This is a genomic window from Pelagibacterium luteolum (genome assembly GCF_900100665.1).
Taxonomy (GTDB): Bacteria; Pseudomonadota; Alphaproteobacteria; order Rhizobiales; family Devosiaceae; genus Pelagibacterium; species Pelagibacterium luteolum.
The window spans coordinates 1-13,274 of record NZ_FNCS01000033.1 but is presented as its reverse complement, the minus strand read 5'-3'; the positions used below and the strand labels follow the sequence as shown (position 1 = coordinate 13,274).

Here is a 13,274-nt window from a genome sequence, read left to right as displayed (position 1 = left end):
GTCTCCTCGAGCAGCGATAGGATCAAAACCTTGCAGGCGTCGATGCGTCCAGATCGACGATCACCTCCCAAGGCCTTGGGAAGAGGCGCTCCCTGATCACGCTGGCGCGCCCTCCAGCGGCTCACACTTGCCGCACTGACACCAAAGCGTTCAGCTGCCTGGCGATGGCTGAGCCCGCTGGCCACGGCGGCAAGAACACGCGTCCGGAGATCGAGTGACAAAGCTTTCGACATGTCCGCCGGCCTCCTCACCCGGCAAACATGATGAATCAGAAACGCGTTGATTTGGGAACCCGCACCGATTCATTCAGCTCGGGTGCCGCTCTAGGAGCGCCTTGCATTTTGGCACTGGTGCACGTGTTGGCAAGGTACGTGAACGCGCCCGAAAAATTTCGAATGAGCTGGAAGAGTTTTGTCAGCGGCGCAGCACTGGCCTATGTTTTCATCCATATCCTCCCGGTCATTGCTCGACATGCAGTGAGCGTTGGCCAGGAAGCCGAGCGCTGGCAGTACGCCGAATGGGTGTTTGTGACCGCCCTTGCTGGGACGTGCGCCTATTATGGTGTGGAAAAATTTACGCGCGCGAGCAACCATCCGAATGGGCGTCAACGGCACGCTCAGCCCGCCGGCCTGCTGTTTTTCGTCCACATTGCTGCCTTCGGGCTCTATAATTGCCTGATCGGATATATGGTCATCGGCTATCCGCCACGGAATTCGCTGGCCGGAGGAACCCTCTATGGCGTGCTGGTACTTCACTTCTTTTCGGTGGATCAAAATCTTCGAGCCAAGCACCGAACCCTGTACGACAATGTGGGGCAATGGATCATGTCTGGCGCGGTTTTAGGTGGGGCGTTCGCGGGAGCTGCGAATGTTTTGCCTCAACCGCTCGTGATCGCCAGTTTTCATTCCTCGCCGGAGGGATGCTCTTGAACATCCTTAAGGATGAACTGCCAGCGGGTAGTGACGGGCGACTCCTACCTTTTTCAATAGGTTCAGGGATCTTTGGGCTGCTTTTCTTGTTTTCCTGAAACTTGGTGCAGCCCAGCGCTAGATCAAACCCCTGACAGTCCTTACGGTCGACTTGCAATGGCTGTCTACGGCCAGATATGGCAAAATACCCGTGGCAGCGAGCAGATTGCGAAGGATTTGGGTTTCAGCCATTGACGTAATAGCCACTGAGGCACCTTCGTTGCACGAGCGAGCCCGGTGCAGACGAACACGCCCGCACATATGGAAGAGCCAAATTCGGGCATCTCATTTTCTACGCCTAACTGCCAGCCGATTGCATGTGCCACCAATCAGGGGGCTACGTTAGATCGCCAAGTGTCGCTCGCATAACATCGTTAATGCGTCGCTGTTCATCAGTCATCCGTTAGTAAGGAATAGAGAGACCCGCCTGAACGGGCGCGGCTCACTTTGCACGGCTGATGAGTGGCGCATTGTGGGAAAACTGGCCACGTCAAAACTTGCAGCTAAAGAGCGTCAAAGAAGTTGCGGAATGTAAAATGAATGGGTCGTTTGCTGCCCGCCGGTCGAGACCGGTAACTTGCGGTCGGTACTTCTTGCCAGTCCCGCAAGGTGTCGGATCGCTAATCTTTAAGTGCCGACACTCATAACTCAGGTTGTTGTGCGCAACCGATTTCCTCATGCAAAGTTAGATAGCAGTGGCAGCGCGATGGCCACATGCCTACCGACCGCTCGTCCGGCCCCTTCCCAACTCAAGGACGGGCGGTCTCCAATTCTGCTGAACCCAGCCGCTTACGGTCTTCATCCGGTGATTGGCTTCGGCTTACGAAAACCAAAGTGCACGACTCGGGGTATCATGCGCGGTTGGAGGGACCACCAACACCTCCAGAGCCGCTTCCATGGGTCCGCCGACGGGCATAGGAATCATCCGCTTAGACATCGAGGGCTGGGCTCGATGCCAAAAAATCTCGCGACAGAATTACATTAGTTCCGGCTGCCTTACCTTCCGCTAGAGGTACGTCTAGATTGTGTCGTCATAGCGGGGCTAACCCGCGCCACACGCCGCAGCCTCTGAGCGTTCCTCTCGAGCCTTCTCAACAAAAGACCCGCGCGGGAGCACGGGTCAATAGCGATTTCAGTGAGTCGATGGCGGCTTACTGCCGCGATTCCTGCATCGGCTGGGCTGTAAGACGTTGATCCTGACGCTGATCGCCATACGTCTCCTGGTTGTATTCGGGCTGGGCCTCTAGTTCTTCTTGAGTAAATGGGGTGAATACATACCAGTTCTGACCGTTGTCGATCATGAAGCTTAGATTATCAACACCGATGGCGACCTGCCGAGATCCGATCCCCAAGAAGCCGCCGACGTCCACCACCATGGCGTCAATCTCTCCTTCAGCGGATAGCACCACATCCGCGACATTGCCGATGTTTTCATCGTTGGCTCCGAACACATCAGAACCGATTAGGTTTTCAGTTGAGAGGTGCTCTGGGTCTCCCTGTTGAAGGTTCTGAGCGGCGACTGCCGCGGGCTGAGCCTGAGCGTTCATGGCGGCGCCACCTGTCTGAATAAATTCAAAATTCAGCGTAAAGGAGCCTGACTGATTTGGTTGGATAACAATCGTGTCGCCACTATTTACGACAACCTGCTGGCCTTGAGCCATGGATCCAACGCCAGCCGGTTGTGCCGACTGCTGCGATTCAAGCTGAAGCCTTGGTTCGTCCTGCTGACCTGCCTCTTGCGCCTGGGCCAAAGCGCCCGTAGTTCCCATTGCAGCCAAAGCGGTCGTTGCGAGTATGATACGAAGCATCTACCTGTCCTGTTGTTAGCACGATACGAGAAGCTCAATACGAGCCCCGTTTGCCAACAAAGCCGATGCGTATGCGTTCAAAATAACACTTTGCGGTTGCACAGGTTAATTCCCGGCCGATCCGCAAATTCGCCTAAGGATGTAGCTGTCAGACGATCCTCTACTTACGTGTCGCCTCGCCCTGACGCCGCAATTGCTTAAGAAATCCTTGAAACTCGTTGCTGAAGTCCCTGCGCTGCTCTGGCAGGGTGCCGTTCTGAGTTCGTTGGGGTCATCAAAACGCGCATGATGGCAAGGGTTTCCGCCAGATCGCGTTCAAGGACGATCACGCACTGGGCACCCCCAAAGTTTCACCTGACGGCAAGTGGGTAGTTTTTTTGAGATGGAGCGAGAGCACAATTGGTACTCGCGCCGTCTCGAGAAGATTTCCAACGGCATTTTCGCAGATGGTCTCAGTCGACTTCGCCACCGGTGGCGACCGTATCGTCCACACCGAAGGACCGGGCCTCAAGATCAATCCTCAAATCCTGCCGGATGGCACCGTAGCCTACTACCTCAAGGGGATCGGTATGGACACGGATCTGCGCGAGACCGACCTAGCCTGGATGAACTATGAGAGGCCGCAGACTGGCCTTTATTATACCGCCGGCGTTGACCCGCTATTCCGCGCGCTGCGTTCACCCTGCTGGTCGCCGGATGGAAAGAAGGTCGTCTATGAAAAAGTGAACTTCTCCTGGCGCGCCCAAGGCAAACCCCTCCATAGCTGGACGCAGACTGGGAATACCGCTCGACCGACGTCTTTCCGGCCCTATCGCATCAGGCAAACTGGCGATAACGGGAAAGCAGAATGGCAATTCTTCGGTCGCAACCTGCAATGCAGACGGCTCGGATCGGCGTGTCGTCTTCAAGGTCACTGGCAGGGGGCTAGATCCGATCCAGAACAAGAAGGGTTTGATTGGGGCTTTTCAGTCCACCTGATCCCCAGACGGCGAATGAATTGCGTTTGGACTTGGCCGCAGGTTTGACGCCCGTTGGGGCGCGACCGCCAAGATCATGAGGGTCAAGGCGGATGGCTCCTACTACGAAGACCTGACGGACGGCACCGAGTACGCAGGCTTTCCCAATTACTCCACCGATGGCCTGGAAATCGTCTACCGGGTGTGGAGCAAGAATGACGGCGGGTTGCGCATCGACGATGTCGACGACAAAACCGTTCGGACCTTAACCACCTCGATCGACAATATGCCTGGCTGGGCTCCTGACGGCGAGTGGATCACCTTCACGCGCGAGTTCGGCTGGGCCCACTACCACATCTGCAAGATCCGTCCTGACGGCACCGAGTATACCCAACTCTCGCACGCGCGCGCCACGGATGCTCATTTGGTGTGAACCCCCGATGGCAAGATTGCCTATTCGACCGCTCAGTACGGGTTCCGCGATGAGGCCGCGATCTACGACTATACCTTCCAGCCTTATGGGTAGATCATGCTCATGGAAGCGGACGGATCGAACAAGCGCCTGGTAACAGACAGCCTCGGCAGACGGACCCCTTTCGCAAATATCGGCAGAAACTTAAATCGATCGACGACGTTAGTGCCTTATGCAAGACCCCACGCCGTCCCAGCCCTCTAGACCGATCTGTATTTTTCTATCTGGAGGACAATCCCTTGATTTTTTTCCGTGTCGAGCAGATGGATCGAGGATCCGGGCCATATATTCGTCGGGTCAGCCGAAGCTTCACCCAGTTGCAGGAAATATTCCAGGACCTTGAGGTCGACGGCGTCCTCGTCGATATCGACCTCAAGGATGGCCCAACCGGCCCCAAGCCGCCGCTTGGCTCAAGGAGCGCGGCATTGACAGCGTGTTCATAAAAGGTCCGTCAGGAGCAGATCGCCGTCGAGCATGAGAACGTATCGCTTGCCACGCTTGGGCAAACCCTTGACGGAAGCCCAGCTTGGCGAAAAGCTCAGATTGTTCCGCAAGCTACGCTAGAGCTTGCTTTGTTCAACCTGGATGGACTTCATAGACGATATTCGGACGCGGGAAGCCTTATCGAACACCTAACCCCCCGCCGGTCGAATGTGTGCTCAACGGCCCCGGCCGGAAATAAAGTCGCGAGTAACTTTGTCCCAAATCCTTTCTGTCTTGGTTCAGTTACCGCCGGCCCCTTGCTTTCGATCCATTTGAGTTCGACCGTGTCGTCTGCATGTTTCCAGCAAATCTCAATGAGGCCTTGGGGAACAGTCAAAGCACCGTATTTGGCCGCATTCGTGCACAGTTCGTGGAGGGCCATGCTGCAAGCCGTCGCTGATTGAGCGTCCAATAGGGCTGAACCACCATGTATGTGAAAAGGATCTTGGATTTTGTCACGGTAGGGCGCCGTGATCTCTTGAACTAGTGTCGACAGTTCGGCGCCTGCTCCGTGGTTTGCAGCCAGCGCATGCGTGGCGGAGGCAAGTGCTTGCACGCGGTCCAAGAAACGCTCAAGCGGTTCTTTCGCACTGGGAATCCCTCGAAAGGTCTGCATTGCTAGTGACTGCGCAACGCTCAGGGAGTTTTTCACGCGATGCTCGAGCTCGCCCGCGATCGCCTCGAGCCGTTCCTCGTTTCGCTTCCGCTCGGTTATGTCCATCAACACGCCAATAGCGCGCGGTCCGCTCCTGGGTGTTGGTGGCGCCGCTTGCGCAAGTAGCAGAGCCCACCTCTGGTCTCCATCTCTCATCACAAAGCGAAATTCTGTGCTTAGGGCTGTCTCACCCTTTGCGCGGGCATTCTCTCCAAGCTGGGCGAGCCTTTCTTTCTCTCCAGGTGCATATCGATCGTGGAGCTGGTCCAGCGTGGGCTCATCTTCGGGGGCGAAGCCAAAAAAAAGGTTCAGATCGGACGAAGGCGTGACGCGGTTGGATTGTAAATCCACTTCCCAAACCACAAGACCGGCAGCATCGAGCGCCATTCGCAGTCTGGCCTCACTGTCGCGCAATTCTTGCTCGGCGACGTAAGCGTCCGTTACGTCCTGAAACGTTCCTGTATATCGATTCGCGGTTGCGCCCGCTTGATCAAAGGATGCCTCGGCATGAGCAAGAACCCACCGCACTTCCCCCGTGTCAGCTCGAAGAATGCGGTATCGATATGGTTGTGAGTCGCGAATATTGGGGTCGAGAGCCCGCTGGGAGGCTGTCTGAACCTTTTCCAAGTCGTCCGGATGCATCACCGCGCGAAAATGATCGAAGCTAATTTGATCATCAGGACTGAACCCGAAAATCTCGATTGCACGCGGCGAACATGCGAAGATGTTGGTCGCCAGATCCCACTCCCAGATCCCAATGCCGGCTGCTTCTGTCGCGATACGCAGGCGGCGTTCGGCTTGGACGAGCTCAATTTCCGCGGCCTTGCGATCCCCAATGTCAACCAGCGACCCGATGTACCCCAACAAACGTCCTTTGCCGTCCAATCGGGGCGTTGCGCTGTCAACCATCCAGCGATAGACGCCGTCAGCATGCCTGAGCCTATATTCTGCCTGGTAGGCAGAGCGCTGAAGCGAGGCCTTTCGGAACTTTGCTTTTATCGCATCGATATCGCCAGGATGAATGTACTCCATCCACCCCTTTCTTAGCCCAGCTTGCAGTGTCTGGCCCGTGACAATCGACCATGCTCGATTGAGCACGGTGCAGTTGCCTTGCTCATCCGAACGCCACATCGGAAATGGCGCAGCATTGGCAATCTCTGCGAACCGGTCGTCGTCGGTCATGGGGCCTCTGTGGTCGACACTCAATTCAATCGCACGTTACCCGATGGCCCCCGAGCGCACTACATGTTTGTCGACCTACTCAAAGTCGCGCATCTGCAGATGGCCGCGCCACCGACGTAAGCGCACAACTCCGCTTGGCATGTCCCCCCAGGGGATGTGGTGTGAAAATGAACTCACATCCGCCGCACCCGTCTCATCCCGCCATCGTGAAGTGCCTCAAGCGCGCCAGCCGTCGTACTCGTTCAATGGCAATTTGGCCTGACCCAGCAAGACACTGGGCTGGCTCTGACGGCCTTCGGTGGCGGGTAGATGCTGTGGTCGCTCTGGCCCTGCTATCGCTGCTTGACCGGTTCTCCGAGCGTCCTGTCAGTTGAGTGCAGCAGCGATTGCAGCCGCGCTGATGGTCGCAGTTGCCCTGGTGTCAAATTTTCCGATGTTGCCCGTCCTCTGGCTGCTGGTCGGCGGTGTCTATTCTGCTGCCGTCACGCCATCGAGTAGCTTGTTGCGGGGATCGGCTCATTGCGAGGATCGGCCATCAATCTTTGCCGCACAGTTCGCCCTTTCGCACGCCTGCTGGCGCTGGGCCTACCCGATCGCAGGATGGCTGGGTGCGACCCTCGGTTTGGGCTTGCCTTTTTCGCCATGGCAGCAATCGGCGCGATCAGTGTGGGCACAGCGCTTCGCATGTAATCGAAAGCCGATCCCCAGATCATCACGCATGTCGATGACAATCTGGTGCGAACGATCCTCCTATTGCTAGCGCCGAAATGACGCCGCGGGAGTTTCGCCACGCCCATGCTTTCGTCATCGACAAAGACCACGCTGCCTAGGCGGCACGCTAAGACGTAACCAGAATTGACCGAGAAATCAATGGCACCGAACAACGACCGGCTTCCCGGCCGAACCAGTCACACAAGGACGGCGGGATGATCCTGAACTGGTTGCAAATCCTTGAGCGATGCTACAAGACGAAAAGAAAACCCCTCGTGTTCGTAATCGGTTGATACGACACCACGTGTCTCCGCCTGTAGCACCCGAGAGATCAAGACACTCCCGAAGCCAGGCTGGCTAGGAGCGTCGGTCGCTGGTCCGCCGCGTTCCTCCCACCTCATCTCAAATCTGCCTTCAATTACGCGCCATCGCACTTGAATTCGACCCTGGGGGGTGCTGAGCGCGCCATACTTAACTGCGTTCGTCGCAAGTTCGTGCAACGCCATGGCGAGAGCCGATGCGACCTTGGCGCGCAGATTAACATCAGGTCCGGCAACTTTGATCCTGTCACTGTTTGTGCCAACAAAGGGTGTAATGGCATCCAGCACCAGATCTTCCACGAGTCCCGCACGCTCGCTCTGCGCGAGGAGCTTGGTATTAGTTTGTATGATCGCGCTGATGCGGTTCTCAAAAACCCGAACCTCTGAGGACGCGTCAGGGCGGGCCAACGATTGCTTGGCAATAACCTGTATGATCGCGAGCAAGTTCTTGACGCGATGCTGGACTTCCCTAGCGTAGAGGTCGCGCTGCTCCTCTGTGCGCTGCTGGAGTTCATTGCGGTGGTCCAATTCGTCGAACAGCTCGTCCATCGAGCGAGCAATCATGCCAAGCTCAGAACGATCTCGGCCAAGTCCCGTTCTCGCCCCCTGATCACCCGCCTTTCGTGCCGAGAGCGTGTGGTTGAGGATGCGGACGGGGCGCTGAATGAAGGCAAGGCCGATAAACCATGCAAGCAGAAAGGCAAGTGCTGCTCCAGCAAACGCGATAACTGAATTGGTGAATGCGGCCCGATCAATCGGAGCCATCATCGGCTCCTCTGGTAAGGCAAAGACGGTCGCAATCGGTATATCCTCCGATGCCGGGCGATAGCCGACGATCTGAGCAACGCCTTGCGAGTTCGAAAGCCGTACCGCGCCCGAAGTGGATTTTTCGACGAGGCCGTCATATGGCTCAGGCACCGGATCGCCCGGTTCCACTTGTCCTTCGGACAGGCTGAGCAGAACGGTGCCATTTCGGTCGCTAACGATTGTGGTGCTGGTGTCCAGGCTCGCAGTAGCGGCCGTCACCAGTCGAACAAGCTCAGCCATGCTCACATGGAGCTGAATATAACCTTCGACCTCTCCTTCTTGACTTCGCAAAGCGACACCAAGTGGCAATGTCGCGCCTCCGGGTGTGGCAGTGTAATTTCCAACGATTATTTCTGGCGATTCGCTATCCACTAGTATGTCGATCGAAGTCTGCAGATCGGCCGTGGTAGAAACCCCAGAATGACAATATACGGTGCCGGTTTTGTCTGCCACTGCAATATCGAGGACGGTGGGTAGGTCGCGTTGAAGCCCTCCGACATAGTTTTCACACTCTGTTGCATTGTTGTCCTCAACGATAGCAGCGCGCCCCATGGCGAGCATTAAAGTTGCTGCTGCCGTCAGACCTCGCAACACCTCATTGCGAACGATATCGGTCATCTCGGTGGCGTATGCGTCAACCTCCGCGGACCGTAGTGATCGAGAAGATGATTGGTTCGCTACGACGATGACAAAAGCGGGTAGCACCGCCACGACTACTAAGAGCAAGAGCCGGTGACGCAGCTTAAATCTTGTCGGGCGGTCATTGCCAGACTGAACCTTGTTAACCGGCATTCGACTCTTTTCTTGTCTGACGGAACCAGAGAGCGCTACAGGCGTTCAAACCGGTCGTGGCTGAACCGCCACGTGCGGGGGCAATTACTACAAGTCAGGGGATTCATATTGTCAATCTTTGCTGGAGGCCAGAGGTACGGGACGGCCCCACACCTTGTTTCGTTGAACAGCTGGCGCGGCGCAAGTACATTCTCTGCGGCGGGCGGCTACCGATGATCCGTGTTCTCTATGTCGAGGATGAGAGCCTTCTCGCTATTTCTGTGGAAGAGGTGATGGAAAGCGAAGGGTACCGAGTGCAGCTCGCTCATGACGGTGATGAGGGGCTGGAGTTGGCTTCGAGCTTCAATCCTCAGATTATCGTCACTGACTACATGATGCCGCGACTGGACGGATTGAGCATGGTGCGCAAATTGCGCGAGGCCGGGGTTACCGTACCCGTCATCGTCACCACCGCAGTTCCCGAGGAGAGCCTAAGCCCTGAGCTGCAAGAGCAATATGACATCTATCTCGGAAAGCCATTCACCGACGCGGAAATCATAGATGCACTTCGGCGATTTAACGTGACTGTTTGACAGTCAAAGAGGCCGGTAGCTGCGCGACCTTCAGCAAGTGCTGCTCGTAATGCCGGAGAAGGGAATGACTTCCCGCGTCCATCATTGGGACCAGACTATCGATTATGCGGAACTGGCCTTTATTGAATTACGCCGCGCTCCAGTGTGTCGCGTTTGATGGATGGATCGGATTTCGGATCCTAAATATCGGCCGATGAACCTGATCAGGTGCTGGGCGGCTGCCGGCCAGATAACAATCTGCGTGAATTGATTTCCTTACTGCGGATTGCGGAACGTCATCTCTTGCGCCCACGTCGTCTCGAGGACTTACTCTAGTAGTACGATTAACCCGGACCAATCATTTGACCACAGGCAGACACGCCCGACCCGTCTGTGTTTCCAAGGCGAAGGTCAACCTGCGCCAGTACGACCGGTCGACACATAGCGGGTGCGGCATCACCTGAATGCAAGTAGGTCTAGCAGCGTTGCTGCGGGCCTTTTCGACCGAAGCGAAGACCCTACGCGACCTCAAGAGCCAGGAGGCGAGTGCTCTCCTCTCGATGAGTGGCCGCGCTTAAAGTTCTCAGCCATTAGTTCCCTCAGCTGCCGCATCAACACGGTGCCGGTCACTTGGGCCGTCGAATACCCTTCGCTTTTCAGGACTTTTTTTATCTCCGAGTTGGTCTGGTAGCGTCCCGATTTTGCCAGCTCGAATGCACGCTCAAGTGCAGTGATGTTATGGTCCATGCTGAGCAACACATCCTGTCTCGTCCGAGCCAATCTTTGATTAACCAAGCCGCTTAAGGTTAAGAAAAGGTTATTTACCCCCTTTTCTATTTTCTAAGGCAAACTGCAAAGGCAAAATGAGGCAAACAACCATGACCTACAAACTGGGCGATGTTGTAAAACTGAAATCTGGCGGTCCAGCTATGACCGTGGTAAGCGAGGCAGGTAACGACAACAAAATCGATTGCCAGTGGTTCAACGAGGACCGCTCACGCTACGAGCTGGCGAACGGGCGGTTCGATCCATCGGCTCTTACGGAAACGCCATCGGTCGCTGCCAAATAGGTAGTGCCGATTACTCGTCAAAGTAAATGGCGCGCCCTCCCTGCATGACGCGACTGGAATTTGCGATTACCAAGTTACCGTATAGCTGCTCAGTTCGCAGGTATCGATGCAGCTACTTCGAGCTTAGACCCCTCGGCGGTCTCAAAGCGGAAATGGTAAAGGCACTGGTCCGAGCCGTCGCTGATGAACACCCTAGCTTTCTAGCCTGACTACGTAACACCCACTTCGTAAAGATGGTCCTCGCCCCAAGCGTCGTCGTTGCGCTGAGAGGCGTAAAATAGGTCAACGTATTGCTGGAGTCATCGATACGTGGAACTCAACGTTCTACGCCATGAGGGGCAATACGCCAGCACCAACGTGGTCGATGCCGCGGTCCCAAATGCAAAAAGTTCCATAGATGATGTGCCCTTACGCGGTCGCACCTCGCAGCCAAAAGAAGGCTTTGAAACCTAAGGCGGGGCCAGATCGATCATAGGACACGCCACCTTTCCAAAGCGCGCATCGTTGGAACGGAACTTCGCACAAGCAAAAAGGTCGTCGGACAACGCGACGGCCTTCCAAGATGCGATGCAATAATGCGAGCGCTTATTCCGCCAGCGAAAGGTTGGACGCCGAGACTTTGCCGTCTCGGCCCGTCTCAAGCTCGTAAGTTACCTTGTCGTTTTCTTGCAAGGAGCTGAGACTCGCACGCTCTACGGCGGAACAGTGCCTTTGATGGTGGTCATCCATACGATCTTCAACGCTCGCAGCCAAAGCAAACGAGCGGCTTTTCCTCAGAGAAACGGATGAGGTGTTACAGCCATTTGCAGAACAGATCAGCCAAGGACCGGGTGTGCGAACGCAGCCAACGTAGGTTGAAATTATTTCCAAATTTTTGGCGTCAGGTCGTGTTGAGTTAAGGCACTTGAAGAATTTCATACAGCGCTGGCCGAAAATGCGGCCGCTTCTCCCGCTTGTGCTGATCGGATGCCCAGGCGGTCAGGTCCTTCCAGCCGGAGCAGGACCGGACCGTTTCACGCCACGTTGTTGAGATTGTCCGTCTGCATCTCGAGCTAAGGTTGCACGCATAACGCAAAGAAACCGCTCCTTTTCTTAATTGCTTTCTCGGGGACGGTCCCGCTTGAGGTCGAGAGGCTTTCATAAACGAGTCGTATGCGACGAGGTTCAAGGCCCGTTCATGCATCAACGGTGCCAGGCCCTCAGCACAATATATCTTGCAGCTCCAAAGTGAGCTACTCCCCGAAAATAGGGCACTGACGTAAGCTACAAATTGTTGTCTGCTGGTCTTCGACGATGGAGATCAGAGATGTCGAAACGCAAGCAGCATTCGCCCGAGTTCAAGGCGAAGGTCGCCCTGGAAGCATTGAAGGGCGAAGAGACGGTATCGGAATTGGCGAGCCGGTTCGGAATCCACCCCACGATGATCCACCAATGGAAACGGGCGTTGCTCGAAGGGGCATCGGGTGTGTTCGAACGTGGCGGGCGCAAAAAGCCTGAGATTGACGATGAACAGGTCAAGGATCTGCACGCCAAGATCGGAGAGCTGGCCGTCGCCAACGATTTTTTGTCCAGAAAGCTCAAGCCCTGGGGCGGGAAGTGAGACGGGGGATGATCGAACCTGCTCACCCCGTGCTCTCGATTGGCAAGCAGTGCACGCTGCTGTCGATCGCGCGTTCCTCGTTCTACTACACGCCGAAAGGCGAGACTGAGATCAACCTCGCCCTGATGCGCAGGATCGACGAGCAATTCCTGGAGACCCCCTTCTTCGGAGTCCGGCAGATGACCTGGCACCTACGCAATGAAGCTCACCTGATAAATGAGAAGCGCGTGCGTCGGCTGATGCGGCTCATGGGTCTGATGCCGATTTACCAGAAGCCAAACACCTCGAGACCGGCCAAGGGGCACAAGATCTGGCCCTATCTTCTGAAGGGGTTGAGGGTGGAGCGCCCCAACCAGGCCTGGGCTGCGGATATCACGTATTTGCCGATGCGCCGGGGCTTTCTCTACCTGGTGGCCATCATGGACTGGCACACCCGCAAGGTGCTGGCATGGCGCATCTCGAACACGCTGGAGGCCGACTTTTGCATTGAGGCGTTGAATGAGGCTGTTCACAAGTTCGGCCCACCCGAGATCATGAATACCGATCAGGGCAGCCAGTTCACGTCATTTGCCTGGACCGATCGGTTGCGACGAATGGGAGTGCGCATCTCCATGGATGGCAAGGGCCGGTTCCTCGACAACATCTTCGTCGAGCGGCTCTGGCGCACCCTCAAATACGAATGCGTTTATCTGCACGCTTGGGAAACCGGATCACAGGCTCGCGCCGGCGTCCGCGACTGGATGGAATTCTACAATCACCGACGCCCCCATTCCGCCCTTGGCGGCAAACCGCCTGCCGTGATCTATAGGCAGCGCATTGAGCAAAACCAACCCGACCAGCAGGTGCAACGAGTAGCTTAAATTACGCCGAAATCTGTCCAGCGATTGGGGAGTAGCTCA

At 56.0% G+C, this 13,274-nt stretch carries 11 protein-coding genes; 6 read left to right on the top strand and 5 right to left on the bottom strand.

Translation table 11 applies throughout. The annotated features are described in order from the left end of the window. On the bottom strand, window positions 1-233 hold a 233-nt coding region (locus BLR31_RS20830; RefSeq protein ID WP_176762750.1), incomplete at its 3' end, for a helix-turn-helix domain-containing protein. Between the two features lie 30 nt (window positions 234-263). On the opposite strand from BLR31_RS20830, the gene BLR31_RS20825 reads away from it, so the two are divergent. Then, window positions 264-929, top strand: coding sequence for a hypothetical protein (locus BLR31_RS20825; protein WP_143009486.1), 666 nt, complete (start codon window positions 264-266; stop codon window positions 927-929). A 1,190-nt stretch (window positions 930-2,119) separates the two neighbouring features. Here the strand turns inward: BLR31_RS20825 and BLR31_RS20820 are convergent. Further along, a complete protein-coding gene (locus tag BLR31_RS20820) occupies window positions 2,120-2,776 on the bottom strand; it encodes a PRC-barrel domain-containing protein (protein ID WP_090600363.1) in 657 nt (218 codons plus the stop codon). 446 nt (window positions 2,777-3,222) lie between these two features. Here BLR31_RS20820 and BLR31_RS20815 point away from each other — a divergent pair, with 446 nt between their 5' ends. Both BLR31_RS20815 and BLR31_RS20810 read left to right on the top strand, forming a co-directional pair. Then, window positions 3,223-3,801: a TolB-like translocation protein gene (locus tag BLR31_RS20815; RefSeq protein WP_090600359.1), complete on the top strand. Its 579-nt coding sequence runs from the start codon at window positions 3,223-3,225 to the stop codon at window positions 3,799-3,801. Between the two features lie 28 nt (window positions 3,802-3,829). After that, entirely contained in the window at window positions 3,830-4,165 is a 336-nt protein-coding gene (locus BLR31_RS20810; protein ID WP_090600356.1) for a TolB family protein, read from the top strand. A 631-nt stretch (window positions 4,166-4,796) separates the two neighbouring features. Here BLR31_RS20810 and BLR31_RS20800 read toward each other — a convergent pair. Both BLR31_RS20800 and BLR31_RS20795 read right to left on the bottom strand, forming a co-directional pair. Then, window positions 4,797-6,524, bottom strand: coding sequence for a PAS domain S-box protein (locus BLR31_RS20800; protein ID WP_090600353.1), 1,728 nt, complete (start codon window positions 6,522-6,524; stop codon window positions 4,797-4,799). A gap of 908 nt (window positions 6,525-7,432) precedes the next feature. Continuing rightward, the gene (locus BLR31_RS20795; RefSeq protein WP_176762798.1) at window positions 7,433-8,980 is read right to left on the bottom strand and encodes a sensor histidine kinase; all 1,548 of its coding nucleotides are present in this window, start codon (window positions 8,978-8,980) and stop codon (window positions 7,433-7,435) included. A gap of 230 nt (window positions 8,981-9,210) precedes the next feature. Between BLR31_RS20795 and BLR31_RS20790 the strand changes: the two genes are divergently transcribed. Continuing rightward, window positions 9,211-9,726: a response regulator transcription factor gene (locus tag BLR31_RS20790; RefSeq protein WP_143009485.1), complete on the top strand. Its 516-nt coding sequence runs from the start codon at window positions 9,211-9,213 to the stop codon at window positions 9,724-9,726. 507 nt (window positions 9,727-10,233) lie between these two features. On the opposite strand, the gene BLR31_RS20785 is transcribed toward BLR31_RS20790, so the two are convergent. Then, entirely contained in the window at window positions 10,234-10,452 is a 219-nt protein-coding gene (locus BLR31_RS20785) for a hypothetical protein (protein WP_090600342.1), read from the bottom strand. A 131-nt stretch (window positions 10,453-10,583) separates the two neighbouring features. Between BLR31_RS20785 and BLR31_RS20780 the strand changes: the two genes are divergently transcribed. Together BLR31_RS20780 and BLR31_RS20770 are read left to right on the top strand one after the other, a co-directional pair. After that, window positions 10,584-10,775 carry a YodC family protein gene (locus BLR31_RS20780; protein ID WP_176762797.1) on the top strand — a complete coding sequence of 64 codons (192 nt, stop codon included), beginning with the start codon at window positions 10,584-10,586 and terminating at the stop codon, window positions 10,773-10,775. 1,306 nt (window positions 10,776-12,081) lie between these two features. Next, window positions 12,082-13,235 (top strand): IS3 family transposase gene (locus BLR31_RS20770; RefSeq protein ID WP_425287290.1). Its coding sequence is split into 2 segments (ribosomal slippage): window positions 12,082-12,358 and window positions 12,358-13,235, totalling 1,155 coding nucleotides; the frame shifts between segments, so codons are not numbered across the junction. Window positions 13,236-13,274: the final 39 nt, after the last annotated feature.